At 49.9% G+C, this 24,781-nt stretch carries 24 protein-coding genes and 4 tRNA genes; 4 read left to right on the forward strand and 24 right to left on the reverse strand.

The genetic code is table 11. The features are described 5' to 3' along the window. Positions 1 to 92 precede the first annotated feature (92 nt). From tuf to KGF88_RS10035, 16 genes are all read right to left on the reverse strand, one after another. Positions 93 to 1,277: an elongation factor Tu gene (gene tuf, locus KGF88_RS09960; protein WP_110077115.1), complete on the reverse strand. Its 1,185-nt coding sequence runs from the start codon at positions 1,275 to 1,277 to the stop codon at positions 93 to 95. Between the two features lie 117 nt (positions 1,278 to 1,394). Continuing rightward, a tRNA-Thr gene (locus KGF88_RS09965) sits at positions 1,395 to 1,470 on the reverse strand. 14 nt (positions 1,471 to 1,484) lie between these two features. Further along, positions 1,485 to 1,559 (reverse strand) — tRNA-Gly (locus tag KGF88_RS09970). A gap of 65 nt (positions 1,560 to 1,624) precedes the next feature. After that, a tRNA-Tyr gene (locus KGF88_RS09975) sits at positions 1,625 to 1,709 on the reverse strand. A gap of 16 nt (positions 1,710 to 1,725) precedes the next feature. Continuing rightward, a tRNA-Thr gene (locus KGF88_RS09980) sits at positions 1,726 to 1,801 on the reverse strand. An 89-nt stretch (positions 1,802 to 1,890) separates the two neighbouring features. Beyond that, positions 1,891 to 3,189: an adenylosuccinate synthase gene (locus KGF88_RS09985; RefSeq protein WP_110076611.1), complete on the reverse strand. Its 1,299-nt coding sequence runs from the start codon at positions 3,187 to 3,189 to the stop codon at positions 1,891 to 1,893. A gap of 91 nt (positions 3,190 to 3,280) precedes the next feature. Beyond that, positions 3,281 to 4,447: an aminotransferase class V-fold PLP-dependent enzyme gene (locus KGF88_RS09990; RefSeq protein WP_153827001.1), complete on the reverse strand. Its 1,167-nt coding sequence runs from the start codon at positions 4,445 to 4,447 to the stop codon at positions 3,281 to 3,283. 106 nt (positions 4,448 to 4,553) lie between these two features. Beyond that, positions 4,554 to 5,444 carry a protease modulator HflC gene (gene hflC, locus KGF88_RS09995; protein WP_153827002.1) on the reverse strand — a complete coding sequence of 297 codons (891 nt, stop codon included), beginning with the start codon at positions 5,442 to 5,444 and terminating at the stop codon, positions 4,554 to 4,556. A gap of 3 nt (positions 5,445 to 5,447) precedes the next feature. After that, complete coding sequence (gene hflK / locus KGF88_RS10000) at positions 5,448 to 6,635, reverse strand: FtsH protease activity modulator HflK (protein WP_153827003.1); 1,188 nt, start codon at positions 6,633 to 6,635, stop codon at positions 5,448 to 5,450. A gap of 43 nt (positions 6,636 to 6,678) precedes the next feature. Continuing rightward, positions 6,679 to 7,974, reverse strand: a complete 1,296-nt coding sequence (hflX, locus tag KGF88_RS10005) for a ribosome rescue GTPase HflX (RefSeq protein ID WP_153827004.1) — start codon at positions 7,972 to 7,974, stop codon at positions 6,679 to 6,681. A 25-nt stretch (positions 7,975 to 7,999) separates the two neighbouring features. Beyond that, the gene (gene hfq, locus KGF88_RS10010) at positions 8,000 to 8,251 is read right to left on the reverse strand and encodes an RNA chaperone Hfq (RefSeq protein ID WP_153827005.1); all 252 of its coding nucleotides are present in this window, start codon (positions 8,249 to 8,251) and stop codon (positions 8,000 to 8,002) included. A 201-nt stretch (positions 8,252 to 8,452) separates the two neighbouring features. Continuing rightward, positions 8,453 to 9,409, reverse strand: a complete 957-nt coding sequence (miaA, locus tag KGF88_RS10015; RefSeq protein ID WP_153827006.1) for a tRNA (adenosine(37)-N6)-dimethylallyltransferase MiaA — start codon at positions 9,407 to 9,409, stop codon at positions 8,453 to 8,455. After that, positions 9,409 to 11,208, reverse strand: coding sequence for a DNA mismatch repair endonuclease MutL (gene mutL / locus KGF88_RS10020; RefSeq protein ID WP_153827007.1), 1,800 nt, complete (start codon positions 11,206 to 11,208; stop codon positions 9,409 to 9,411). The genes miaA and mutL overlap by 1 nt, the downstream gene beginning before the upstream one ends. A 44-nt stretch (positions 11,209 to 11,252) precedes the next feature. Then, positions 11,253 to 12,569, reverse strand: coding sequence for an N-acetylmuramoyl-L-alanine amidase (locus tag KGF88_RS10025; protein WP_153827008.1), 1,317 nt, complete (start codon positions 12,567 to 12,569; stop codon positions 11,253 to 11,255). Continuing rightward, positions 12,569 to 13,054: a tRNA (adenosine(37)-N6)-threonylcarbamoyltransferase complex ATPase subunit type 1 TsaE gene (gene tsaE / locus KGF88_RS10030; protein ID WP_153827009.1), complete on the reverse strand. Its 486-nt coding sequence runs from the start codon at positions 13,052 to 13,054 to the stop codon at positions 12,569 to 12,571. The genes KGF88_RS10025 and tsaE overlap by 1 nt, the downstream gene beginning before the upstream one ends. After that, complete coding sequence (locus tag KGF88_RS10035) at positions 13,054 to 14,613, reverse strand: NAD(P)H-hydrate dehydratase (RefSeq protein ID WP_153827010.1); 1,560 nt, start codon at positions 14,611 to 14,613, stop codon at positions 13,054 to 13,056. The genes tsaE and KGF88_RS10035 overlap by 1 nt, the downstream gene beginning before the upstream one ends. Positions 14,614 to 14,650: 37 nt before the next feature. Here KGF88_RS10035 and queG point away from each other — a divergent pair, with 37 nt between their 5' ends. After that, positions 14,651 to 15,817 carry a tRNA epoxyqueuosine(34) reductase QueG gene (gene queG / locus KGF88_RS10040; RefSeq protein WP_153827041.1) on the forward strand — a complete coding sequence of 389 codons (1,167 nt, stop codon included), beginning with the start codon at positions 14,651 to 14,653 and terminating at the stop codon, positions 15,815 to 15,817. 15 nt (positions 15,818 to 15,832) lie between these two features. Here queG and KGF88_RS10045 read toward each other — a convergent pair whose 3' ends face one another. From KGF88_RS10045 to KGF88_RS10070, 6 genes are read right to left on the reverse strand one after another with little or no spacing between them, the layout of a single operon-like run. Continuing rightward, positions 15,833 to 16,594, reverse strand: a complete 762-nt coding sequence (locus KGF88_RS10045) for an OmpA/MotB family protein (RefSeq protein WP_153827011.1) — start codon at positions 16,592 to 16,594, stop codon at positions 15,833 to 15,835. Further along, the gene (locus KGF88_RS10050) at positions 16,591 to 17,433 is read right to left on the reverse strand and encodes a motility protein A (RefSeq protein ID WP_153827012.1); all 843 of its coding nucleotides are present in this window, start codon (positions 17,431 to 17,433) and stop codon (positions 16,591 to 16,593) included. The genes KGF88_RS10045 and KGF88_RS10050 overlap by 4 nt, the downstream gene beginning before the upstream one ends. A 25-nt stretch (positions 17,434 to 17,458) precedes the next feature. Beyond that, positions 17,459 to 18,019, reverse strand: coding sequence for a DUF1415 domain-containing protein (locus KGF88_RS10055; RefSeq protein ID WP_110076624.1), 561 nt, complete (start codon positions 18,017 to 18,019; stop codon positions 17,459 to 17,461). A gap of 10 nt (positions 18,020 to 18,029) precedes the next feature. Next, positions 18,030 to 18,947, reverse strand: a complete 918-nt coding sequence (locus KGF88_RS10060) for a M14 family metallopeptidase (RefSeq protein WP_110076625.1) — start codon at positions 18,945 to 18,947, stop codon at positions 18,030 to 18,032. A 17-nt stretch (positions 18,948 to 18,964) separates the two neighbouring features. Further along, positions 18,965 to 19,381: an MAPEG family protein gene (locus KGF88_RS10065; protein ID WP_110076626.1), complete on the reverse strand. Its 417-nt coding sequence runs from the start codon at positions 19,379 to 19,381 to the stop codon at positions 18,965 to 18,967. A gap of 54 nt (positions 19,382 to 19,435) precedes the next feature. Further along, positions 19,436 to 19,660, reverse strand: a complete 225-nt coding sequence (locus tag KGF88_RS10070; RefSeq protein ID WP_110076627.1) for a YheV family putative zinc ribbon protein — start codon at positions 19,658 to 19,660, stop codon at positions 19,436 to 19,438. Positions 19,661 to 19,731: 71 nt separating this feature from the next. On the opposite strand from KGF88_RS10070, the gene KGF88_RS10075 reads away from it, so the two are divergent. Next, positions 19,732 to 21,642, forward strand: a complete 1,911-nt coding sequence (locus KGF88_RS10075; RefSeq protein ID WP_153827013.1) for an ATP-binding cassette domain-containing protein — start codon at positions 19,732 to 19,734, stop codon at positions 21,640 to 21,642. Between the two features lie 9 nt (positions 21,643 to 21,651). After that, the gene (locus KGF88_RS10080; protein ID WP_110076629.1) at positions 21,652 to 21,879 is read left to right on the forward strand and encodes a YheU family protein; all 228 of its coding nucleotides are present in this window, start codon (positions 21,652 to 21,654) and stop codon (positions 21,877 to 21,879) included. Here KGF88_RS10080 and cysQ read toward each other — a convergent pair. Together cysQ and nudE are read right to left on the reverse strand one after the other, a co-directional pair. Then, a complete protein-coding gene (gene cysQ / locus KGF88_RS10085; protein WP_153827014.1) occupies positions 21,860 to 22,717 on the reverse strand; it encodes a 3'(2'),5'-bisphosphate nucleotidase CysQ in 858 nt (285 codons plus the stop codon). The two genes, KGF88_RS10080 and cysQ, sit on opposite strands and share 20 nt — an antisense overlap. Next, positions 22,714 to 23,262 (reverse strand): ADP compounds hydrolase NudE, encoded by a 549-nt coding sequence (gene nudE, locus KGF88_RS10090; RefSeq protein WP_153827015.1) that lies wholly within the window; start codon positions 23,260 to 23,262, stop codon positions 22,714 to 22,716. The genes cysQ and nudE overlap by 4 nt, the downstream gene beginning before the upstream one ends. Before the next feature lie 104 nt (positions 23,263 to 23,366). Between nudE and sthA the strand changes: the two genes are divergently transcribed. After that, the gene (sthA, locus tag KGF88_RS10095; protein WP_153827016.1) at positions 23,367 to 24,773 is read left to right on the forward strand and encodes a Si-specific NAD(P)(+) transhydrogenase; all 1,407 of its coding nucleotides are present in this window, start codon (positions 23,367 to 23,369) and stop codon (positions 24,771 to 24,773) included. The last annotated feature ends 8 nt before the right edge of the window (positions 24,774 to 24,781 follow it).

The following is a 24,781-nucleotide window of genomic DNA, read 5'->3' on the forward strand; positions in this document are numbered from 1 at the left end:
GATCCATTGGGAGGATCGGTCAACCGATCGCTAAAATATTTCTTAACTGATCGGCATTAAGCCGAAGCTCCCTTTTTCTTTAACCGCTGCAATTAAGCTACGATTTTAGATACTACGCCTGCACCTACAGTACGGCCACCTTCACGGATTGCGAAGCGTAAACCTTCGTCCATCGCGATTGGGTGAATCAACTCTACTACGAACTTCAAGTTGTCGCCTGGCATAACCATCTCTACGCCTTCTGGTAACTGTACTGAACCAGTTACGTCAGTTGTACGGAAGTAGAACTGTGGACGATAGCCTTTGAAGAATGGAGTGTGACGTCCGCCTTCTTCTTTGGTCAATACGTATACTTCTGCTTCGAACTGAGTGTGTGGCTTGATTGAACCTGGCTTCGCTAATACTTGACCACGTTGAATCTCATCACGCTTAGTTCCACGCAACAACGCACCAATGTTCTCACCTGCACGACCTTCGTCTAGCAACTTACGGAACATCTCTACACCAGTTACGATTGTCTTCGTAGTATCTTTGATACCTACGATTTCTACTTCGTCACCAGTACGCACGATTCCGCGCTCTACACGACCAGTTACTACAGTACCACGGCCTGAGATTGAGAATACGTCTTCGATTGGCATGATGAACGGCTTATCGATATCACGCTCTGGCTCTGGGATGTATGAATCCAAAGCTTCTGCCAATTCGATGATTTTCGCTTCCCACTTCTCTTCGCCTTCCAACGCTTTCAACGCTGAACCTTGAATTACTGGCAAGTCGTCACCTGGGAAATCGTACTCAGATAGAAGTTCACGTACTTCCATCTCTACCAATTCCAACAACTCTTCGTCATCTACCATGTCACATTTGTTCATGAATACGATGATGAATGGTACGCCTACCTGACGTGACAACAAGATGTGCTCACGAGTCTGTGGCATTGGGCCGTCAGTCGCTGCTACTACCAAGATTGCGCCGTCCATCTGCGCAGCACCAGTGATCATGTTTTTAACATAGTCAGCGTGTCCTGGGCAGTCTACGTGGGCGTAGTGACGTGATGGAGTGTCATACTCTACGTGTGAAGTTGCGATGGTGATACCACGCGCTTTTTCTTCCGGTGCGTTATCGATTTGATCGAATGCACGTGCTGAACCACCGTAAGTTTTTGCCAATACTGTGGTAATTGCAGCAGTCAGAGTAGTTTTACCGTGGTCAACGTGGCCGATTGTACCTACGTTAACGTGCGGTTTGGAACGTTCAAATTTTTCTTTTGCCATGACAGCCTCTTTTGGACAACGTACGGTGGATTAAACACCAACATTTTTGAAATTAAACAAAACCGGGCAGATTATGCCGAATTTGATGAGATAAGGGAAGAGTTTGGCCGGTGAAAATGGTGCTGATAGGCGGATTTGAACCGCCGACCTCACCCTTACCAAGGGTGCGCTCTACCAACTGAGCTATATCAGCACTTTCAGATTATTTGGAGCGGGTAGTGGGAATCGAACCCACATCATCAGCTTGGAAGGCTGAGGTAATAGCCATTATACGATACCCGCATGCCTTGAATCGGGCCACCTCAAACCACTCTGAACTCACCGCATTCAACAACTAATGCAGAAATTGGTGGAGGGGGCAGGATTCGAACCTGCGAAGGCTGAGCCGTCAGATTTACAGTCTGATCCCTTTGACCGCTCGGGAACCCCTCCGAACCTAATTTTGAGTTGGTGCCGGCAGAGAGAGTCGAACTCCCGACCTACTGATTACAAGTCAGTTGCTCTACCAGCTGAGCTATGCCGGCACCCCGGTTAGGTGGAGCGCATTCTATTGTATCGATTTTGATGATGCAATAGAAAATGCTATTTTTTTTCCTTTTCTGCGTTCGTTTGGTTAAATAGCGAACGGATGACGCAAAATAATGGTTTCTGCACGGTCTGGTCCTGTTGAAATAATATCCACTGGAACACCGGTTAAAACCTCGATTCGTTTAATATATGCAAGTGCTGCCGTTGGCAAATCTTTGTGTTCGGTAATGCCAACAGTGCTATCTTGCCAACCTGGCATGGTCTCGTAAATAGGTTCTACGTGATCATAATCTTCAGCGGCCATCGGCGGATACTCAGTGATGTCGCCGTTAGGTAATTTATAACCCACACAGATCTTCAATTCTTCTAGGCCGTCCAAGACATCGAGCTTGGTTAAGCAAAAACCGCTCACTGAGTTGATTTGTACTGCCCGACGTGCGGCTACTGCGTCAAACCAACCGGTACGACGTTTACGCCCCGTGGTAGCACCAAATTCATGGCCTTTAACACCTAAATGTTCACCAACTGCACAATCTAACTCCGTTGGGAAAGGACCACTACCCACTCGGGTGGTGTAGGCTTTAACAATACCCAACACGTAATCAATATAACGCGGACCAAAACCGGCCCCCGTCGAGACACCACCAGCAGTGGTGTTTGATGAGGTTACATAAGGGTAGGTTCCATGGTCAATGTCTAATAAGGTGCCTTGAGCCCCCTCAAACATGATGTGCTGGCCAGCTTTACGGGTTTCGTCTAACAACGATGGAATGTCGGCGATCATGTCTTTTAGTTGCTTGGCAACTTCGTGGCAATAGGCTAATACCTGGTCGGCATCAACCGCATCGACTTTGTAGTAGTTCACTAAGGTAAAGTTATGGAACTCGACCACTTCGCGTAATTTCTCTTCAAACCGCTCTGGGTTAAATAAATCGCCTACGCGCAGGCCTCGACGCGCTACTTTATCTTCGTAGGCTGGGCCAATGCCGCGACCGGTAGTACCGATAGCTTTGTTACCGCGAGCTTTTTCACGAGCTTGGTCTAGGGCAATGTGATACGGCAAAATCAATGGGCAAGCTTCACTGATGAGTAAGCGGTCGCGTACGGGTACGCCACGCTTTTCTAACATCGCAATCTCTTCCATCAAGGCTTCTGGTGAAAGTACGACACCGTTACCGATAATACATTTAACGTTGCTACGCAAAATACCTGATGGGATCAGGTGTAAGACGGTTTTTTCACCATCAATGACCAGGGTGTGACCAGCATTATGACCGCCTTGATAGCGAACCACTAACGATGCTTTATCGGTGAGTAGGTCGACAATCTTACCTTTACCCTCATCACCCCATTGCGTACCAAGAATTACGACGTTTTTACCCATGAGTTAGATACCAGCTGTTACTGTTAGAAAAACAGGTGTTGAAAAAACAGGCGCTGATTTTAACAGGAATTGCCCTTACAAGGTAGCCCGATCAGTGGCTGCTTAACGCCTTTTTTAAGCGTTGATAGTCGGCCACATCATGGTAAAGCGCAAAGCCAAACCTTAGTCGGTTGCCCCGGTAATCGGTTTCGATACCAGCTTTGGCTAGCTTTTCAGCAAGTTGCTGCACTTGGTCTGGATTATCCAAACAAAAGGTAAAGAAATGCCCATGCTGCGCCAACGAGTTAACTAATAAACGTTGGCGGTTAACTAAGGGGTGCCCTGCTTCATCTAGTACGGCCAAAAAACCCTGCTGCAATTGCTGCACATAACCATGCATGTGGTCTACGCTTAACTGTTCTTGCTGCCACCATTGCAGCACACTTTCAAGCCGGTAGAGGGCGCTAAGATCCATCGTGGAGCCGGCGAAACGCAAGCCATCGTCAGCATATTGCACCTCGCCCTGTTGGGGCTTGGCTAAGTTCGCGAAATCAGCGAACCAACCAGTGTACTCTGGGCGTAACTGGCAGCCCTTAGGCACGGCCATAAAACAACAGCCCTCGCCCGCTTGTAGATATTTGTATGCGCCAGCCAAATAAAAAATCCGGTCCGCCACGGCACTTAAGTTGGTTGGTATGGCACCACAACCATGATAGCCATCGACCACGATAGTACTGGCAGGATCAGCTTGAGGCACCCAATGATTTAAGTCTGGGCCTACCACACCTGAGTTATAGAAGACTTGGCTGGTAAAAATAAGCGTATAGGCCTGTGCTGTGACTGCCTCTAACCAGCGTTGTGGGAAGCTAGCAAAAGGTTCTGTGGCAACCACAGTCACAGTTAAGTTACTGCGCTCTTGTAGCCGACGTAATTGGCGAGAAAAACTGTGAAACTCGCTATCTGTGGTCAAAATCGAAACGGGTTGGCTCAGGTCAAAACAACTCATCACTCGGTACAGCAGTTCGTGGGTGTTACTGGCGAACACAAATTGCTCTGGATGAGGATGCTGCAACAGCTCAGCTAGCAAGGTTTGTACGGCGGGTACACGTTCACCAAAAATCTGGTTCCACTTATGGTCGACCCCTTGAGCGGTATCATCCCAATACTGGAGTTGCGCAGCACGCGTCACATCGGGCCAATAGTGATGACTATGGGGCGCGCAGTGTAAGCTATCCGGATGGCGTTGAAAGAAACCTTGGTAATACTGCTTGTAAGACATATCAGAAATTCTCAGCAAAGTAGTCGAGCGATGACCAGCAGCTTACCTACAAAAAACCCGCGGGACAACCGCGGGTTTTGATAGGTTTCAAAAGCTTAGCTAACAGCTATTTTTTACCACCGGTAGCGTCTTTCAAATACTTGAAGAAGTCGCTGTCTGGTTCAAGCACTAACACATCATTGCCACTTTCAAAACTCTTCTGATACGCCTGCAAGCTGCGCAAGAACGAGAAGAACTCTGAGTCTTGAGTATACACTTCAGCATAGATACCCGCGGCTTCAGCATCACCTTGGCCACGCAGTTCACGTGACTCACGCTCAGCATCAGCTAACATTACGGCTACTCGAGCATCTACATCAGCGCGGATGAATTCAGCTTGTTCACGACCTTCAGAGCGGTGTTCCATAGCTACTGCTTGACGCTCTGCACGCATCCGTTGGTAAATCGACTGGCTAACTTCGGTCGGCAAGTTGATTTGCATTACGCGCACGTCAATCACCTCAATACCCAGCTCTTGAGCGCTATCAGCACCACGAATAAGAGCTTCACGCATTAAGTTATCACGTTCACCCGACACGATTTCTTTAATGGTACGGCTACCAAATTCAGCCCGTAAACCGCTGTTCACCCGACGGGTTAACAAGGCTTCGGCTTGAGCTTGGTTACCACCATTGGTCGATAAATAGTAAGTTGCAAAATCAGAGATCCGCCACTTTACATAAGTATCTACAATCAAATCTTTCTTCTCGCTGGTTACAAAGCGATCGGGGTCACCATCAAGAGTTTTAAAACGCGCATCTAAGCGTTTAACCTGCTCAATAAAAGGCAGCTTAAAGTGTAAGCCCGGCTCAAATACGACGGCTTCGCCAGTATTTGCGTCACGCTGCACCTTACCAAATCGCACCACAATGGCGCGTTCGCCTTCTTTCACTACAAAGAGTGAAGAAACCCCAAGGGCTAAGGCGACTATAACTAAAATGGCTACTAAGTTTTTCATCGTTTACCCCCGGCCACTGTTGAAGCGGTCGCTACTACGTGTGGTATTGCTGTTAGTGCTTGCAGGGTTGTTATTCTGCGAACTTGGGTTCGTTGAATTAATCCCTTGCTGTGGCGCACGCTCTTGGCTTTGCGCTTCAGAACGGCTGCGTTGCTGCTGTTCTAAAATTTTATCTAACGGCAAGTACATCATGTTATTGCTACCTTCAACATCCACCATCACTTTGCTGGTGTTGGCATAGATAGCTTCTAACGTTTCTAAGTACAAACGTTCACGTGTAACAACTGGAGCAGCTTTGTATTGTGGCAGCAATTCTTTAAAACGTGCTACCTCACCTTGCGCTTTCAGTACGGTCTGCTCGCGATAAGCTTGCGCTTCTTGCAGCACTCGACGTACTTGACCACGAGCTAACGGCTCAATTTGTCGGGCGTAAGCTTCAGCTTCACGAATAAAGCGCTGTTCGTCTTCTTGTGCCGCAATAGCGTCATCAAAAGCGTCTTTCACAGCTTCTGGCGGACGCGCAGGCAACAAGTTCACATCAACAATTTGAATCCCTAACAGATAAGGTGCAATGATGTTGTCTAACAATTCTAGCGTGTCAGCACGAACACTTTCACGTCCTACTGTTAGTACTTCATCCATGGTGGTGTGACCCACCACGTAACGCAAGGCACTGTCTGTCGCTTGGGCAAGACTGCGGTCGGCGTTCTCTACTGCGTAGAGATAATCGCGCGGATTGATGATGCGATACTGTACGTCTAGCTCAACATGCACCACGTTCTCGTCTTGAGTCAGCATGAAACCTTCTGACTGGAACTGTCGCACATTGCTCACGTCAACGGTTTGTACGCTATCAATGAATACTGGGCGCCAATGCAGACCTGATTCTACTAAATTGTGGTATTGACCGAAGCGCAGTACCACCCCACGTTCGGCTTCTTTGACCGTATAAATCCCCGCCAAAAACCAAACTAATAGGGCGATAATCGCAATCACACCAAAGCCCTTGCCGGATAAACCGCCACCGCTTCGATGTTGATTGTTGCCACCTTTCTTACCACCTAGGCCAAGTTTGCCTAGGAGGTTACGCACTGCTTCGTCTAAATCTGGCGGACCTTGTTCACGGCCGCCTTGTTGTTTCCATGGATCACGGTCATTGTTATTACCGTTTCCCGGTTGATTCCAGGCCATTGATTACTCCAACTCTGGGTTGCTGTTTAATTGTATTCGTTAGTTATTCTACAAAGCCTTGCAGGTTATCGCCATATTCTTCGGCCACCTGCTTACACAATCTACGCCAGTCTACTTGAGACATACGTACCTGCATTGAAAATTGTCCATCGTCCGCGGTCGTTTCTGCGGTGACACTCTTAAGTGCATACAGCTTACCACGTAATTTACCCATCGAGGGTGGAATTCGTAAGGATACGTCAACCATCTGTGGACGCAAGCGTTGCACCAAGGCTTGTTGTAACAAATCTATTCCAGCCCCGGTCTGAGCTGAAAGCCATACGCGGATTGGCATGCCTTGATCATCAGTATCAATGCGCGCCACCCCATCATCAAGCTGGTCGATTTTATTACAAATCAACAACTGCGGAATTTCGTCGGCACCAATTTCGGCCAGTACTTCTTCAACTTGATGGATGTTGTCTTGTTGACGGTCATCGGCCACATCAATCACGTGTAAGAGTAAATCCGCTTCTTGGGTTTCTTGTAGTGTCGCTTTAAAGGCTGCCACGAGCTCATGGGGCAAATGCCTTATAAAACCTACCGTGTCGGCCAAAATAATAGGCCCCACATCGGTGAGTTCAAGCTTGCGCAAGGTTGGGTCGAGGGTGGCAAAGAGCTGGTCGGCCGCATACACCCCGGCTTCAGTAATCTTATTAAAGAGGGTAGATTTACCGGCGTTGGTGTATCCCACTAAAGATACCGTCGGAATCTCAGCGCGTTGGCGTGCGCGACGACCTTGCTCGCGCTGCTTCTGAACTTTGTCTAAGCGCCCCAAAATGTTTTTGATACGGCCACGAATTAAGCGACGGTCCGTTTCTAGCTGGGTTTCACCTGGGCCACGCAGACCAATCCCGCCTTTTTGCCGTTCTAAGTGAGTCCAGCCGCGTACCAATCGTGTTTGGATATGACGCAATTGCGCTAGTTCTACTTGCAGCTTACCTTCGTGAGTGCGGGCGCGCTGGGCAAAGATATCAAGAATCAAGCCGGTGCGGTCGAGCACGCGACATTGACACAACTTTTCTAAGTTGCGTTCTTGGGTAGGTGTAAGGCTGTGGTTAAAAATAACGATGTTAGCATCGAGCAAGCGCACCTGATCGGCAATTTCTTCCGCTTTACCCGAACCAACAAAATACTTAGAACTGGGTGCGCTACGCGAAGCAGTCACCACACCGAGGGTTTCAACCCCGGCGGATGACACTAATAACTTCAGTTCAGAGAGATCTTCACGATCAATTTCTGCAGGAAAATCAACGTGTACCAGGACAGCCTGTTCACCACTTTCAAACCTATCAAACAAGCTATCACTGCTCCCCTAACATCAATTAATCGATCGCTTCTTCAGAGCCTTCTGCCATAGGCAGATAATTCTGTGGAATGCGCGCTGGCACCACTGTTGAAATGGCGTGCTTATATACCATCTGGCTGACTGTGTTTTTCAGCAAAATAACAAATTGATCAAAAGACTCAATTTGTCCTTGTAGTTTAATTCCATTTACTAAGTAAATCGAAACCGGCACACGCTCGCGGCGCAGTGCATTCAAAAAAGGGTCTTGTAGAGTTTGCCCCTTGGCCATAATAGTGCGTCCTTTTTTTTGTTATTGTGAGTGCCTAGCAACATACTACTGCGCTAAAACGTGCCAGCCACTTAAAATATAGACAATTTTTTTAAATAGTGTAACTCAGAACCATTTTATTTCAGTTAATACTGAATATAGGGATTAGTTTAAGCTTTTCAAGGAGCAATTGAACGATAGTTTGTTCGATTGCAGCTATCGCTAAAGCAACTCAGCGAATACTTCGCCTGGCTGATGCTGGCAGTAAGCAATCGCTTGGGCCGCTAAATCATCCGCATCCGTATCTAACCAATGCACCCCGGGCCATTTGCGCAGCCAAGTTAACTGCCGCTTGGCTAATTGCCGAGTGGCGGCGATGCCGCGCTCGACCATCTCGTCATAACTGCACTCGCCAGCTAAATACTGCCAAGCCTGACGATACCCCACACAGCGTAACGCGGGTAAATCCAGATGCAAATCGGACCGCTGTCTTAATTGTTCGACCTCGGCGAGAAAATCTTGTTCCAACATTTGTAAAAATCTTACCTTAATACGCTCGTGCAAGACGCTGCGATCATGGGGCGCCACGGCTAATTGCAGTACCGGATAGGGTAATGCTCCAGTACGCTGGGTGGTAAGTTCAGTAAGTGTTTGACCACTGCTTAAATAGACCTCCAGGGCCCTTACTAAGCGCTGTGGATCATGCGGATGAATCCGTGCCGCACTCACCGGGTCTATCTGTTCTAGGCGCTGATGTAGAGCATGGGTACCTGCGCTAGCAACTTGTTCAAGTAGCTGCTGGCGAATGGCCGGGTCTGCTTCAGGTAAATCGGACATGCCTTCTAGCAAGGCTTTGAAATACAACATGGTACCGCCTACCAGCAATGGAATCCGGCCACGCGCCAAAATGGCTTCTATTTCTTCGCGTGCATCGGCTGCAAATTGTGCCGCTGAATAGCTTTCGCTGGGGTCACAGATGTCAATCAACCGATGCGGTGCTTGTGCTTGTTCGGCAGCACTCGGCTTTGCAGTACCGATATCCATACCGCGATAGATCAGGGCAGAATCCACCGAGATAATATCGCAGGGTAACGCCTGTGTTAGCGCAATAGCTAAGCCCGTTTTGCCGGCTGCCGTGGGCCCGTAAAGGCAAATGACTTTATTGGTAAAAGTGGTCATCAAGTTTCCTTAGCCGTGTCCGTACTGCTGACTTCAGGTGGCAGTGAAAGAGCATACAAATAGTCAGCAATCGGATCTTTTAGCCACTGCTGTAACCAGTGTTCAGCTTGGCTTAAATTGAACTGGGACAACACCTGGAACTGGGCCAGCCAACGGAATAACTGCGGGCTGTCCAACTGCTTAACCAGTTCCGCTAAGGTAACTGCGAGGTTGGTTTGCCGCAGCATGGATGGCACATCTAACAAGGTGACCCGATTGCGGCCAAACTCACAACGGACCCCTAAGCGCGCCAACTGTTCAGCGGGAACAGCTCGTAATGCTGCGATTAAGGGCGCATCCTGTAATTGCAACGGTATCAACAGGGGTTGCCCAGCTAACCCTAATTGCCATTGTTGCTGCAATTGTTTGCTCAGCACATGCTGCTGTACTGCAGCTAAATCTAACAGCGCCAGCAGGTGCTGCTGCGAACCCAATTCAACCTGCTGCAATAAGGCAAAACGTTGCTGGATTACCGATAATAATTTAGGACCGGTGACAGCTGACTCAGGCTGACTGGGAGCAGCCACTTGCTGCAACTGAGCCAAACTTGGGTGGGCTTGAGCGCGCTGCGGAAACAGCTGACTATGGCGTGGTTGTAACTCTTGCACCTGCTGACTGAGCTGACTGCTGGCCGGCTGATAACCATGTTGTGGTGGCGCTGCCGCAACCTTGCTGGCATCCGCTGCGCCGGCACCATGAGACGCTGCCGTAGCATCGCTGCGGGCGGTGCTTGGAGCTTGTTGCAAGGCACTGCGCACAGCTGCTAACACAAAGTCATGAATCTGCCGCGCTTGATGAAAGCGCACTTCATGCTTGGCCGGATGCACATTCACATCCACGTCTTGGGGCGGTAATTCTAGATACAACACAAACGTGGGGACTCGATGTTGCCCCATGCTATCGCTACTGGGGTCCGCTAACCCGCTAGCTTCACCGTAAGCTTGTCGCACCGCATGCGCCAGCAAGCGATCTTTCATCATCCGACCGTTAACATAAAAGTACTGAATATCTGCCTGATGGCGACATTCTTCTGGCGCTGCGACCCAACCCCATAGGCGCACTGGACCACTAGCATGTTCCACCGCTAAGGCTGGATCGGTAAATTGCCGACCACACACTTGGCTGATGCGTTGTAATGCATCTTGTTGCGCCGATACCGCAGGGTAGTTACGCACCGGTTTATCGTTATGGTTCAGGCTAAAACGCACACCAAAACGAGCCAGTGCAATACGCCGTACGACCTCGTCGATATGGGCAAATTCAGTTTTGTCAGTACGCAAAAATTTGCGCCGCGCCGGTGTGTTAAAAAACAAATCTTGCACATCAACGGTAGTCCCATCCGGGTGACTTGCTGGGGCGATTTCAGCCTGCATATCACGCCCTTCTACCCAAGCCTGCCAAGCCTCGGCTTGCTGCGCTGGCTTTGAGGTTAGGGTTAAACGTGATACTGAACTGATACTGGCTAAGGCTTCGCCTCTAAAGCCTAAGCTTTGAATCGCTTCGAGGTCGTTGAGACTGCTGATTTTACTGGTGGCATGTCGACTAAGGGCTAAACCTAATTCAGCTTTGACAATACCAGTACCATCGTCGCGAATACGAATACGCCGTCGACCACCTTGCTCAATATCAATGACAATATGGCTGGCACCTGCATCTAGACAGTTTTCTACCAGCTCTTTCACCACCGACGCGGGACGCTCGATCACCTCGCCGGCGGCAATTTGGTTGGCTAAACTGATCGGCAATAATTGAATCGGCATAACTAGCGTGCTCGTAGCTGATGAGTGCGAAATAAATCAGGGTGTTATGGGATGTCTAGCACTTGCCCAACTTGCAGTACATTACTGGTTAGGTTGTTCCGTGTTTTCAATGCTTTGACGGTTGTATTGTAACGCTGTGCAATTACCGATAACGACTCACCAGATTTTACCACATGTTGCGCCGCACGGCTTGACACAAACGACGAGCCATCGGGCGGACGCCGAGTAAAGTAATCGCGCACCCCTTGATAAATGGCGCGCGCCATCCGTTGTTGATAGGCGTTGCTTAACAGTTGCTGTTCTTCTTGTGGATTTGAGATAAAACCGGTTTCCACCAAAATGGAAGGTTTGCCTGACGTAAGCACGGCAAAACTGGCATGTTGCGGTTTGTCTTTGTGCATAATGGCAATGCCATCCATATGCTTGATGACATCTTCGGCTACTTCAAAACCGGCACTCATGGCATGGCCCATGGTCATATCAATGAGAGCTTTGTTTAAGTAACCGTGGGTATCGTCAGACTCTACCCGCAAATCGATGCCTCCAAGCACATCAGACAGCCGCTCTTTATCCTCTAACATACGACCCATTTCAGTGGTGGCGCGACGTGAGGACAGCACCCACACCGACCCACCACGGGGTTTCGGTGAGGTAAAAGCATCCGCATGAATGGATACCAGCAAATCGGCCTCAATTTCTTGGGCTTTGCGGGCGCGCGCTTTGAGACCCACGTAATAGTCACCACTGCGAATCAAGTAGGCCTGCATAGCTGGATCTTGGTTGATCATATCCGCTAGCGCTTTCGATATTTTCAACACAATATCTTTTTCGTAGGCTCCCGATGGCCCAATCGAACCGGGATCATCGCCACCATGACCCGCATCGATGGCGATGGTCACTTTTCTTTCTTGCAATTCATCGGCACGTAACGGGGTATTTTTACGTTCAATCGATCGCCCTTTTAAATCGATTACTAAGCGCTCGCCATATTGCTCGTTGGCCCGCACCGGAAAAATCTCAAATTCAATCTTGTCGTTGAGCTCAATCACAACACGAGTGGATTGCTTGTTCTTGGGGGTACTGGTACGAATTTTCTTAATCAATAGTGAGTTATTTTCCACTTTGGCTAAGTCAACCTTGAGAGCGGTTTGGTTAAAATCAATCACCAGCCGATAGGGTGTTTGTTGATACAAGGTAAAATAACTAAAATCAGGAGTTGCAGACAGATCAAAAACGACCCGCGTATTATCAGGCGCAGGCCACATTCGTACATTGTTGATGCTGTTAACTTGCACCGAGAAACTGGTGGTACTGAACAGCAGCAAACTGCAACTAATAAAAACGCGTATCCAATAGGGCATTAAAGTGTTTCGAGAACCGCTCGACCTCGTGTTGTTAGCGCATGTATCGTCATAGTTCGACCCGGTTGGGCATAGTCTATGGTTATCGTTATATCAGCTTCGGGTAAGTACCCTGTCCCTCGCTGCGGCCATTCGGCTAAAATAATCTGATGATCTCCAAGGTAATCGCGGATGCCCATGAATTCAAGTTCTTCTGGATCAGCAAGCCGATACAAATCAAAGTGATGAATGGTCCAAGGACTCAACTCATAGGTCTCTACCAAGGTGTAAGTAGGGCTTTTTACCGCACCTTGGTGGCCCAAGGTCTGGATAAAGCCCCGGCTAAAAGTGGTTTTACCTGCACCTAGATCACCGTACAAATAACAAGTAAAGGCAGTTGCAGCAGGCCCCGCCTGTTGTAATAGCTTAGTGGTGTTACGAGCTAATTGTTGCGCTATTTGCAGCAGCTCTGCTTCGGTGGCTGCGCTACGAATAATGGTTGTCATCAAGGGTTCACCAAGGCTCTGAGTTCATTCACAATATCGCTTGCTATAGTACCACGTTCTCCGGCTTGCGCAGCATTTTCGCCAGCTACGGCATGCACCCAAACTGCGGTTGCTACTAGCTCGTGCAAGGCTGCAGCTGAAGGTTGCCGATGCTGCGCTAGCAAGGCCCCTAGAAGGCCACTGAGCACATCGCCCGAGCCGGCTGTCGCTAAGGCCGGGCTACCACGATTACACACTAAGATGCGCTCGATTTGGTGTGCTGGCCCTGCGATTAAAGTTCCTGCTCCTTTGAGTAGCACCTCGGCATTAAAGTTCGAGACTAATTGCGTTAACGCTTCGTATCGATCCGCTTCCACCACGGCCGTCATATTCTCATCCGCAAACCGAGTGCTCATCACAGACCGTAACAAGCGACCCGCCTCTGCGGGATGCGGAGTTAATACCCACTGCCGTAAGTTGGGTGACGGCTCGCCCTGCGGCAACTGTGCTAGTAAATTGAGGGCATCGGCATCGGCAACCACCGGCGGTAGCGGCCCTGTAAGCTTCAAGTGCCAATCTAACAACTGCTGTAGCTGCTGTTGCGCCCAAGCATCGCGGCCTAATCCCGGCCCGATAACAATAGCACCTGCTTGTTCAAGCCAAGGGATAAGGCCCTTTTCATCGGTGCCATGCACCATAAGTTCGGGCTGCGCTTGCGCAATAATAGCTAGTGTGTGCGGATGCGTAACCAGAGTGACCTTACCCGCACCACCGCGTAATGCTGCTCGCCCAGCCAAAATAGCCGCGCCACTCATACCAGGCCCGCCAGCAATCAAAACAAGATGACCATGGTCACCTTTGTGTGAGCTTGGTTTGCGTTTCGCTAACCAGCGCTGCGCTAGCTCTGGTTGCACCAGCTCAGCCATGGCCGGCTGTTGGCTAAAAGCTGCGCCGATGCCCAATTCGGCCAAGCTCAGCTGCCCCACGTAATCTTTGGCCTTACCGGTTACTAGTCCTGCTTTTATCGCTACCATAGTCACGGTGTGTGCTGCGGTTACCGCAATGGGTTGCGGTTGTCCGGTATCACTGTTTAATCCGGTTGGCACGTCCACACTCAACACCCAAGCGGTGTTCGCTGCGGCATTGATAGCCTGCACCGCAGCTAGGTAAAAATCAGCCAGAGGCCGGGTAAGTCCACTGCCAAGCACAGCATCAACAAGGATCTGATAGCCGTGCAAGCTATCGATGCTACTCTGCCAGCGACCACCCTCCGCCTGCCACGCCGCCTGTGCTTGTTGTGCTAGCTTGGTAGTTGGGGGCACCGCATAAACCGTCACCTGATAGCCCGCGGCTTGAGCCAGTCGTGCCAGCACCCAACCATCGCCACCGTTATTGCCGGGGCCACAAACAATAGCCACCCTAGCTGGTGCGGCGTAGTGATCCTGGATGGCCTGCAGACATGCTTGGGCAGCCGCTTGCATCAGTTGCGCCATACTCAAGCCAACCGCTACGGCAGCTGCTTGCTCACCACTACGAACCTGTTCGGTGCGATATATCAAGTGCGATAATTGTGCCACCATGAGTCTCCCTATCGTGCGTTTTTGCCCGGATTTTGCTATGTTAGCCAACATCAACCGCGGGCATACCTACAAGAGTACGACACCATTCATGGATTATCATCAACTAGCTGCAGATATCAAACAATGGGGCCGCGACTTGGGCTTTCAGAAGGTCGGTATTACCGACGTTGACCTGAGTACTGAGCAGCAGCACTTAGAACGTTGGCTGGCAGCGGGTATGCATGGTGATATGGAATGGATGGCGCGACATGCGGAGTTACGCACCCGGCCCGATCAACTGCATCCCGGTGCAGTGCGTGCGATTTCGGTGCGGATGAATTATTTACCGGCTGAAGCTGGCTTTGCTAAAACCCTGAAAAATCCTCGTTTAGGCTACATTAGTCGCTATGCGCTTGGGCGCGACTATCATAAATTAATGCGAAAACGCCTGAAACAACTAGGTGATAAGATACAAGCTGCATGTGCTGAGCTAGATTTTCGCCCCTTTGTGGATTCAGCTCCGATCATGGAGAAGCCACTAGCTATCAAAGCAGGTTTAGGTTGGCGTGGTAAACATACCTTAGTGCTTGATGAAGCCCATGGCTCTTGGTTTTTCTTGGGTGAACTGCTGGTAAATCTACCTCTACCGATGGATTCACCCGTAGCCGAAAAATGTGGTAACTGCAGTGCCTGTATGACCATTTGCCCTACCCAGGCCATCGTCGAACCCTACGTGTTAGATGCGCGCCGCTGTATTTCTTATTTAACCATTGAGCTCAAGCAAAGTATTCCAGAAGAGTTTCGACCGCTGATTGGCAATCGCATCTACGGTTGTGACGACTGCCAATTGATTTGTCCCTGGAATCGCTACGCCCATCTAACCGATGAAGCCGATTTTTCTCCGCGCCAGCACTTGCATGCTCCTGAACTACTGCAATTGTGGGCTTGGGATGAGGACACTTTTTTGCGACAAACTGAAGGTTCGCCGATTCGGCGGATTGGCCATGAATGTTGGCAGCGGAATATTGCGGTGGCCTTAGGCAATGCGCCAGCCGATGCTGCTATTATCGAGGCCTTGCAGCAGCGTCGAGATAGCGCTAGCGTTATGGTTCAAGAGCATATTGATTGGGCCTTAGCGCGGCAACAAGCAGGTTTAGGCAAAGTTGAAAAGCAAGTGCTAAGGCTGGTACGTGCGGTAGAAAAAGGCATGCCGCGAGATGCTTAAGGCCCAGCGCTGGAGCTATTCAACTTCGGTTAGTACCACGTTAACTCGACGGTTTTCGCTGCGTCCAGCTGCGGTAGTATTAGTCTGCAGCGGCGCACTATCTGCATAACCGACAGCTCGCATCCGCTCTGGAGCTATGCCTTGCTCTGCTAAAAAGCGTACCACCACACTAGCCCGCGCGGCAGATAACTCCCAGTTGCTAGGAAACCGCTGATTACTGATCGGGATGTTATCCGTATGCCCTTCAACGCTGATAAATAGCTGATTTTTCTTCAACACCTCAGTTAGGGTTTGCATCACCTGGGCGGCCTGCTGATTAAATTCAGCTTCGCCGCTGTTAAATAAAATCTTGTCTTTAAGCTTAATATTAACTTTACCGGGCGAGGTGCTTACTTCTACTCCATCGGCTAAACCACTACTGGCAAACTGCGCCTGCAATTCGCTTTCAGTTAGTGCTAAGCCTGCTGACTGCCCTGCTGCGGCTTGCAATACTTGCTCAGATGGGCTCGGCGAGCCAGACAAGTCAGCATTGGCAAGCAAAATAACAAACAACACCAGCAGCAGGGTCAACAAATCCATATAGGTGGTTACCCAACTGTCTTCCTCATCAACGGGCTGGTCATGCAGTGCCGCCACTCCATGCCCGAATAAACGTGCTGAAGCACCGCGATGCTCACGATGAGGTTCGCGATGTAAGTTGGCGGCTGCGTCCGAAGCTTTGGCTTGGGGGCCGCCGCTACGTTCCATCAGCTCATGTAAAGTAGGTTCGTTGCTCATAGCCGCTCAGATCTACCCTTGCCTAAACCTTCATGGAGCCCATTTTTCGCGGCAATATCGTTAGCCTCGTTGATATCCAGCTCATCTTCTACATGGGCGAAGAAGGTAGCTAAATATTCGCGAATGTAGGCTGGGCTGCGACCACGAGCAATCAGCAAGATGCCTTCTAAGATCATATTCATGAGCTGCACGCGACTCTCGGTGCGACGCTCAAATTTAATCGCAATCGGCTTGAACAACATGTTCGCCAAAACCACCCCGTACAGCGTCGTTAATAACGCAAAGGCCATGTCTACGCCAATCTCGCTCATGCTGCTCTGGCCCATGCCATGCAACATGTTAACCAAGCCAACCAAGGTACCCAACATACCAAACGCGGGGGCAAAAGTGGCCATAGTGCGATACACCTGAGCTTCGGCGCGTTCTTTTAGTTTGGTCCGCAGAATTCGCCACTCTAATAACTCAGCGATATCCTCGGTCGGCGTGCGATCGATGAGTAACTGTAAACCGGTTTTTAAAAACGGGTTTTGTACCTGGTTTAATTGATCTTCAGCATTGGCAATGCGTCCCTGCACTAACTGTCGTGCCACCTCAACCAATTCGCGCTGGTCATCTTCGGCGTACATTTTTTCGTTACGTAGCACAATCCACAGAATCTTGAACACCCGCACCACATCACGCAATGGGTATGCCAACAAGGTGGCCGCAAAGGTACCGCCTAGTACTATGGCTAAGCCTGGTAGATTGATAAAGGACCAAGCATCGGCTGCGGTTAACATCACCGATAGCACCACGATAGCAATACCCGAAAGCATGCCAATAAGAGTTGATAAATTCATACGGCTCAGTAGTTAGTCACAGATGTTAGGTATTATCGGCAGGAGGCTCGCCAGCTTTAATTTTATGCAGCAAACGCTCAAAAAATGCGGCACCTTTACGCCGCGCGAAAGCGATATTGCGCTCTGGGATCAACTCGGGTTGATCAAAGTTATCCAGTGCCTCGGCCAGCTCGTCTTCACGCAAAATATGAAAGATAGGATAAGGTGCACGGTTGGTGTAATTGGCAGGGTCGTCTTCAGGCTCACCGGCGAAGCAGTAGGCCGGATGAAAGCTAGCCAACTGAAACACCCCTTCGTAGCCTTCTAATCGCAATAACTGATTAGCTAAGTCTAAGGTATCTAGATAATCGCTAAAATCGGCTAAAGCATCGGGCACTATCACCAGCGCTGTGGCCACTTCAGGATGCTCATCTAAAAACTTACACTCAGCCACCACGGTCGCCAAGATATCCTCGACCGCAGTAGCTTTGCACACCTGATAGTTAATGCGTTGAGCTTCAATTTCTTGCCGGGCAAACGGGCAAATGTTGTACTTTACAATCACTTGCCACAACCAGCGTTGGGTAACCTCAACCACCTGCTGCATGTTTCACCCTCTAGGCTTGGTCACGCAAATAGTCCAAGCCACCTACGATCGCAGCCACTTGAGCTAAGATGCATTGCTCAGGGGTGGCATTAGCGCTATCAGGATAAACCTCGGTAGTGGTTACATAAGGTGCATCGGTTAAGCCCATACACAATCCGAGTTCGCGGCCAGCGTAATGAATCACGCCTTCTTGCTGTAATTCAGCCCCAATGATTTTACCTTCGTCGTCCGCTGGGGCGATATGAGTTACTTTGCGCACGGAGTCGATAATGGCACGCTGAAACTCTGGCGTCGGAATTTCTGAGTTACCCACCGTATAAAAACCATCCGGAATGTTCCAGTTGGTATTAACAGTGCCATCAAGAGCGGCTTTCGCCGGACGAAATTCGCTATTGTCGGTATCAGTTGTTTCGTGCAGATCAAAATGAGCTAAAAATTGCCATTGCTGTTGGCCTAGATAATCCATGATGTTGGCACATTCAGCCGCAGGGCTAGGTGCTTTAAAGGACCGGTTAGGGTCTATCGCATGGGGGTTCCAACGATTGATGGTTTCGTAACCCCACGGGCTTAGACAAGGTGCGACGACCAGATTAAACCACTGACTGTAATGCTCAGCATGGGTTTCTAAAAACCGCAAAGCGCCGTGTACACCACTGGTCTCATAGCCATGCACCCCGCCCGTAATTAGTACGGTAGGCTTGTCTGACTGCCAATGGCGGGTCTTTACTACAAACAACGGGTAGTTATTCGCTGGATATTCAAGCAGGCCATATTGCTCTACATCAAAACCTTCATGCAAAGCGTTGATGGCGGGTACCACGTCCTCAAAATAAGAACGCTTGAGCTGCTGGGCTTGTTGCCATTCGAGTTTTTCTGCGGGCCCCCAAGGCTGGCCCGGAGTACCAATTGGATATTGACGTTCAACCATAATTTACCTCGTGTTCGTTAAGCCCCAGCCAAGACCATCGCTGCTTGCACTAACACTGCAATGTTTGCCACCACGCCCAGAATGAAAAAATAACTACGTGGGCTGGGGTTTTTCTCAGTTGCTATCACGTAATACAACACCATGTGAATGATGCGAATAATAGCATAGAGCCACACCCAAGCGACGAACCACTGCGACTGCACTCCACTCAAAATAGCGAGTAACACGGCGGCGGCAAAAAAGGGAACGTTTTCGATGGAGTTCTGAAAGGTGCGATGAGCTCGGAACACAAAGGAGTCATGGCTGAGTTCTGCGCTGATTTTACCTGGTACAGCTCCTGGTGCTGCTGCTTTGAAGCGACTGGCCACAAACCACTGTACCATCACCGTCACTAAAATGACCCACAGGCCCCATAATACCCAATCTACAATCATGCTAATTACTCCCTTGTTGTTGTTATTATCCCCCGCATCTAGCGAGTTCTGAATCTATTCTGGTTTAAAAAACCCGATCACCTGCCCCGCGGGCACTTTTTCGGGTTGTTGCGCTGATGCAGGAGCCGGTGCCGCTGCTTGACGCTCCTCAAATTTATGCCCGCATTGCACACATTGCACCTGTTCTTGCTCATTTACAATAGTCAGCATCAGGGTATCTTGGGCCTGGCATGCTGGGCATTCTGCCCCAGCAATAAAGCGTTTCCTAGTTCGAGTCATATTCACCTCTTATGGTATCGGGTATAATTGTCGCAGAAACCTAGCACAAACACCAAGTTCAGGAACTCGTTATGATACAAATGCGCGCCATGTCATTAATGCGCGGTGGCAAGTTATTGTTAGAAAATGCCGATATTACTGTCTTTCCGGGGCACCATGTGGGCCTGGTTGGGCGCAATGGCACGGGTAAATCATCGCTATTTGCCTTGCTGCGGGGCGAGTTACAAACCGAACAAGGCAGTTGCGAATTGCCACCGGCATGGCGTATTGCTAGCGTGAAACAAGAAACCCCAGCGTTAGATCAAGCCGCCCTTGAGTATGTGCTAGATGGCGATACTGAACTGCGCCACTTGCAACAGCAGCTAGCTGATGCTGAAGCTCGCCAAGACGGTCATGCCATTGGCTCCTTACACGATGCCTTAGCCACCATTGGTGGTTATGATGCCAACGCACGGGCAGCCGCTCTATTAAACGGTTTAGGCTTTCAACCCGATCAGATTTATTTGCCGGTGAAGGCTTTTTCCGGCGGCTGGCGCATGCGCCTTAACTTGGCACAAGCTTTGATCGCGCGCGCAGACTTACTGCTGCTTGATGAACCGACCAACCACCTCGATGTTGACGCCATTTTCTGGCTAGAAGATTGGCTGCAACGGTATCCGGGGACGCTGATGGTGATTTCCCACGACCGCGACTTCTTGGATGCGATTGCCGGACAAATCATTCATATCGAGCACCAGCGCGCTACCAGTTACAGTGGCAATTACAGCAGTTTTGAGCGCCAACAAGCAGAACAGCTAGCGCAACAACAAGCGCAGTTTGAAAAAGAACAAGCTCAGAAAAAGCATCTACAGAGCTACATTGATAGGTTTCGCTACAAAGCCAGCAAAGCCAAGCAAGCCCAGAGCCGAATTAAAGCGTTAGAGCGCTTACAGGCCGGAGCCCCCCTGCGAGCGGCGAGTGGCTTTCAGTTCAGCTTTAAGGAGCCGCCCCAATTACCTAACCCTTTACTAACCATGCAGCAAGTGCAAGCGGGCTATGGAGAAGGTGATGCTGCGGTTACTATTCTTGCCGATATTAGCTTTAATTTGGTGCCTGGCAGCCGCATCGGTCTACTCGGCCGCAACGGGGCGGGTAAATCAACATTAATCAAATTGCTAGCAGGGCAACTCAAACCGCAAGTGGGCGTGGTGCAGTTGAACCCCGGAGTACGACTTGGGTATTTTGCGCAACACCAATTAGAACTGCTTGATTTGCAAGCCAGTGCACTTTTACATCTGCAACGCTTAGATCCAACCGCCAGCGAACAGCAGCTACGCGATTTTATCGGTGGTTTTGGCTTTTCCGGTGATGCCGCAACCGCAGCAGTTGGGCCTATGTCCGGCGGTGAAAAAGCACGCTTGGTGTTGGCTCTGATTGTCTATCAAAAACCGAATATGCTGCTATTGGACGAACCTACCAACCATTTAGATAGCCAGATGCGCGAAGCCTTAGTGTTTGCTTTACAAGACTTTGTTGGCGCTATGGTGATTGTCAGCCACGACCGTCATTTATTGCGTACCACGGTGGATGAGTTTTATCTGGTAGCTCATCAACAGGTGCAGCCTTTTGGGGGGGATTTGGATAACTACCACGAGTGGCTCAAACAGCAAGCCAGTAGCGCCAACGCTGATACCACCGACGGTAGTAGCGGTAAGGCCGACCGTAAAGCTGAAAAACGCCAAGCCGCTGAGCGTCGTCAAGCACTCAAACCGCTGAAGGATAAGGTGACCAAGGCTGAGCAGAAACTCGAACAAGTAAGTGCAGTGTTAGCCGAAATCAATCAGTTGCTTGCTGATAATAGTTTGTATGAGGCCGCCAACAAGGCTCAACTGACTGAGCTTCTACAACGTCAGGCCGCACAACAACAAGCCTTACAAGCGGCCGAAGAAGCCTGGATGGAAGCAGAAGAGGCGCTCCACCAAGCCAGTGAACAAGATAACTAAGGAGATTTCATGCTGATCCCATGGCAACAACTTGATGCCGAAACCTTAACCGCGCTGATTGAGAGTTTTGTGCTGCGCGAAGGCACTGATTATGGCGAGCAAGAAAAATCACTCGCTGCCAAAGTTGAGGATGTACGGCGACAGTTAGAGCACAAACAGGCGGTGCTGGTCTGGTCTGAACTGCACGAAACCGTAAATATTATGGCCGCTGATGAATTTAACCCAGGTGGTGAGTAAACACTTGCTGCCATGGCACCTTGGCATCACCTAACACGATAAAGTTTGGGTTGCCTAAGCTAGTTTCGCGGTTGTAGCTTAAGGGCTGAAAGTATTCATCGACAATACGACCGCCGGCTTCGCCTACAATAACTTCTGCTGCGGCAGTATCCCACTCGCCCGTTGGCCCCACTCGTAAAAAGCAATCGGCACTCCCTTCGGCCACAAGACAGGCTTTTAAAGAGCAACTTCCGGTGGCCACCGTGGTGTAGCTGCGCGCGGAACTCATCCGTTGTAGTACCCGTGCTGGCGGCTGGCGGCGACTCATAGCAATGGTAATGGCTTCTTGCTCCGGTTGGCTGAATTGGCGAACTTGCAGGCGTTCGGTACCCGCCGCCGAGATCTTCACTGCTCCTTGCCCGCGCTGGGCGCAATACAAGGTTGCGGTTGCCGGCCAATAAATCACCCCAAGCACCGGCAGATGCTGCCCCGGTTGTGATTGCTCCACCAGTGCGATAACAATCCCAAAATCGCCGCTACCAGCGATAAATTCTTGCGTGCCATCAATAGGGTCAATTAACCAATAGCGTGACCATTGCTGGCGTTCGTCCAAACTCAGGTGTGAGCCCTCTTCCGATAAAATCGGAATGGTCTTATCTAAGGCTGTTAAGCCATCAATGATCACCTGATTGGCAGCATAATCGGCGCTGGTGACCGGCGATTCATCGTCCTTCGCATAGGTTTCGTAGGCTTGATTCTGATAGATATCCATCACCACGGCACCGGCTTGGCGGGCGACCACACAGGCACCATCAAGCAACTCAGCTAATTCTGCTACATCCGTATCGGCTCGTTTCATGCGTGTCCCTCGCGCAAGGTCATTAATAACGCGGCTATGCTGCGTGCTTCAGTAAAATCAGGCTGGGCCAACAAGGCATCGATGTCATTGGTTGACCAAGGCACCAGTTCTAACGGTTCTGGCTCATCACCTGGCAACTGCTCGGGATAGAGATCTCGCGCCACAAAAATATGCATGGTGGCAGCAAAAAACTGCGGCGCCATAGTCACACTCTTCAGCGGAATCAGCTCTCTTGCGCCATATCCTATCTCTTCTTTAAGCTCGCGATTCGCGGCCTGTTCAGGCGACTCGCCGGGGTCGATTAAACCTTTCGGAAAGCCCAACTGATAATTGTGTAAGCCTGCCGCATACTCGCGCACCAACATCAGGGTATCCGCCTTTAAGAACGGCACTATCATTACGGCGCCGCGACCACTACCCGCCATGCGCTCAAATTGGCGTTCTTCCCCATTACTAAAACGCAAATCGACCGCCTCAATTTTGAGTAACCGACTTTGCGCCACAACTTGACGAGTTAAAATTTCTGGAACTTGTTTGCGCGCCATGATGATTCCATTAACTAGCTTGACACATCGGACGTTATTTTTTCCGCGACAATGGTACTATAACGATAAAGCGCAAATGGGTACAACCCACAAGGAGCATTCATATGGCGACACCCCCTATTCAGTTTGATGCGGTAGTGATTGGTACCGGCCCCGGCGGCGAAGGTGCAGCAATGCAATTAGCTAAACATGGCCGTCGCGTTGCCGTGATTGAAAAATACGATTCGATTGGTGGTGGCTGCACTCACTGGGGCACGATTCCATCAAAAGCACTGCGGCATTCGGTAAGTCGCTTAATTGAATATAACAGCACGCCCTTGTTTGCCGGCGAAAAAGTTCACCGCGGGCTAACCTTCGCCGAAATTTTACGCCATGCACAAGGGGTGATTGGTAAGCAGATTCGTTTACGCAGCGGTTTTTACGAGCGCAATAACGTTACTGTGATGCATGGGGTGGCTAGCTTCGAATCAGCCCACGAGCTGCGCATTACCCAAGCCGATGGTACTTATGAAATCATTGGCTGCAAACAGATTGTAATTGCTACCGGTTCACGCCCTTATCACCCTCAGGATGTCGATTTTAGTCACGAACGCATCTACGACTCAGACACAGTATTGCAACTCAAACATGAACCACGCAGCATCATTATTTATGGTGCTGGGGTGATTGGTTGTGAGTATGCCAGTATCTTTCGGGGGTTAGGCGTTAAAGTAGATTTAATCAATACTCGTGAACGGCTGCTATCGTTTCTTGATGCAGAGATCTCTGATGCCTTAAGCTATCACTTGCGCAACAGTGGCGTAGTGATCCGTCATAACGAAGAATACCAAAGCATCCGCGGCCATGAAGATGGGGTGACTATGTACACCCAGTCTGGTAAACGTATCGATGCCGATTGCCTGCTATTTGCTAACGGCCGCTCTGGTAACTTTGAGCAGTTGCAACTTGATACAGTGGGTTTAACCACCAATCATCGGGGGCAGTTAGAAGTAAATAAGCACTATCAAACTGTCGTCGATAACATCTATGCTGTGGGCGATATTATCGGCTATCCGTCGCTAGCAAGTGCGGCCTATGATCAAGGGCGCATCTGTGCCACCGCCATGCTCTTTGGTGACTGTGATCAGCGCTTGATCAGTGATATTCCTACCGGAATTTACACCATTCCCGAAATCAGCTCGGTGGGCAAAACTGAAGAAGAATTGACTGCGCAAAAAGTACCCTATGAAGTGGGCCGTGCGCAATTTAAGCACCTGGCTCGAGCGCAAATTTCTAATATGTTGGTAGGTAACTTAAAAATTCTGTTCCATCGTGAGACCAAACAAGTGTTAGGGATTCATTGCTTTGGCGAACGCGCGGCTGAGATCATTCACATCGGCCAAGCCATTATGGAGCAAAAAGGTGAAGGCAATACCATCGAGTACTTTGTCAACACGACCTTTAACTACCCGACCATGGCTGAAGCCTATCGCGTGGCAGCACTTAACGGCTTAAACCGAGTAAAAAATTAATCGTTAAG

Source organism: Idiomarina loihiensis (assembly GCF_024584785.1).
In the GTDB taxonomy this organism is placed as follows: Bacteria; Pseudomonadota; Gammaproteobacteria; order Enterobacterales; family Alteromonadaceae; genus Pseudidiomarina; species Pseudidiomarina fusca.

What these genes read in the sequence shown, in the direction of transcription:
- tuf (WP_110077115.1), bottom strand. Translation starts at nt 1,277, where the DNA reads ATGGCAAAAGAAAAATTTGAACGTTCCAAACCGCACGTTAACGTAGGT.
- KGF88_RS09985 (WP_110076611.1), bottom strand. Translation starts at nt 3,189, where the DNA reads ATGGGTAAAAACGTCGTAATTCTTGGTACGCAATGGGGTGATGAGGGT.
- KGF88_RS09990 (WP_153827001.1), bottom strand. Translation starts at nt 4,447, where the DNA reads ATGTCTTACAAGCAGTATTACCAAGGTTTCTTTCAACGCCATCCGGAT.
- hflC (WP_153827002.1), bottom strand. Translation starts at nt 5,444, where the DNA reads ATGAAAAACTTAGTAGCCATTTTAGTTATAGTCGCCTTAGCCCTTGGG.
- hflK (WP_153827003.1), bottom strand. Translation starts at nt 6,635, where the DNA reads ATGGCCTGGAATCAACCGGGAAACGGTAATAACAATGACCGTGATCCA.
- hfq (WP_153827005.1), bottom strand. Translation starts at nt 8,251, where the DNA reads ATGGCCAAGGGGCAAACTCTACAAGACCCTTTTTTGAATGCACTGCGC.
- miaA (WP_153827006.1), bottom strand. Translation starts at nt 9,409, where the DNA reads ATGACCACTTTTACCAATAAAGTCATTTGCCTTTACGGGCCCACGGCA.
- mutL (WP_153827007.1), bottom strand. Translation starts at nt 11,208, where the DNA reads ATGCCGATTCAATTATTGCCGATCAGTTTAGCCAACCAAATTGCCGCC.
- KGF88_RS10025 (WP_153827008.1), bottom strand. Translation starts at nt 12,569, where the DNA reads ATGCCCTATTGGATACGCGTTTTTATTAGTTGCAGTTTGCTGCTGTTC.
- tsaE (WP_153827009.1), bottom strand. Translation starts at nt 13,054, where the DNA reads ATGACAACCATTATTCGTAGCGCAGCCACCGAAGCAGAGCTGCTGCAA.
- KGF88_RS10035 (WP_153827010.1), bottom strand. Translation starts at nt 14,613, where the DNA reads ATGGTGGCACAATTATCGCACTTGATATATCGCACCGAACAGGTTCGT.
- queG (WP_153827041.1), top strand. Translation starts at nt 14,651, where the DNA reads ATGTTAGCCAACATCAACCGCGGGCATACCTACAAGAGTACGACACCA.
- KGF88_RS10045 (WP_153827011.1), bottom strand. Translation starts at nt 16,594, where the DNA reads ATGAGCAACGAACCTACTTTACATGAGCTGATGGAACGTAGCGGCGGC.
- KGF88_RS10050 (WP_153827012.1), bottom strand. Translation starts at nt 17,433, where the DNA reads ATGAATTTATCAACTCTTATTGGCATGCTTTCGGGTATTGCTATCGTG.
- KGF88_RS10055 (WP_110076624.1), bottom strand. Translation starts at nt 18,019, where the DNA reads ATGCAGCAGGTGGTTGAGGTTACCCAACGCTGGTTGTGGCAAGTGATT.
- KGF88_RS10060 (WP_110076625.1), bottom strand. Translation starts at nt 18,947, where the DNA reads ATGGTTGAACGTCAATATCCAATTGGTACTCCGGGCCAGCCTTGGGGG.
- KGF88_RS10065 (WP_110076626.1), bottom strand. Translation starts at nt 19,381, where the DNA reads ATGATTGTAGATTGGGTATTATGGGGCCTGTGGGTCATTTTAGTGACG.
- KGF88_RS10070 (WP_110076627.1), bottom strand. Translation starts at nt 19,660, where the DNA reads ATGACTCGAACTAGGAAACGCTTTATTGCTGGGGCAGAATGCCCAGCA.
- KGF88_RS10075 (WP_153827013.1), top strand. Translation starts at nt 19,732, where the DNA reads ATGATACAAATGCGCGCCATGTCATTAATGCGCGGTGGCAAGTTATTG.
- KGF88_RS10080 (WP_110076629.1), top strand. Translation starts at nt 21,652, where the DNA reads ATGCTGATCCCATGGCAACAACTTGATGCCGAAACCTTAACCGCGCTG.
- cysQ (WP_153827014.1), bottom strand. Translation starts at nt 22,717, where the DNA reads ATGAAACGAGCCGATACGGATGTAGCAGAATTAGCTGAGTTGCTTGAT.
- nudE (WP_153827015.1), bottom strand. Translation starts at nt 23,262, where the DNA reads ATGGCGCGCAAACAAGTTCCAGAAATTTTAACTCGTCAAGTTGTGGCG.
- sthA (WP_153827016.1), top strand. Translation starts at nt 23,367, where the DNA reads ATGGCGACACCCCCTATTCAGTTTGATGCGGTAGTGATTGGTACCGGC.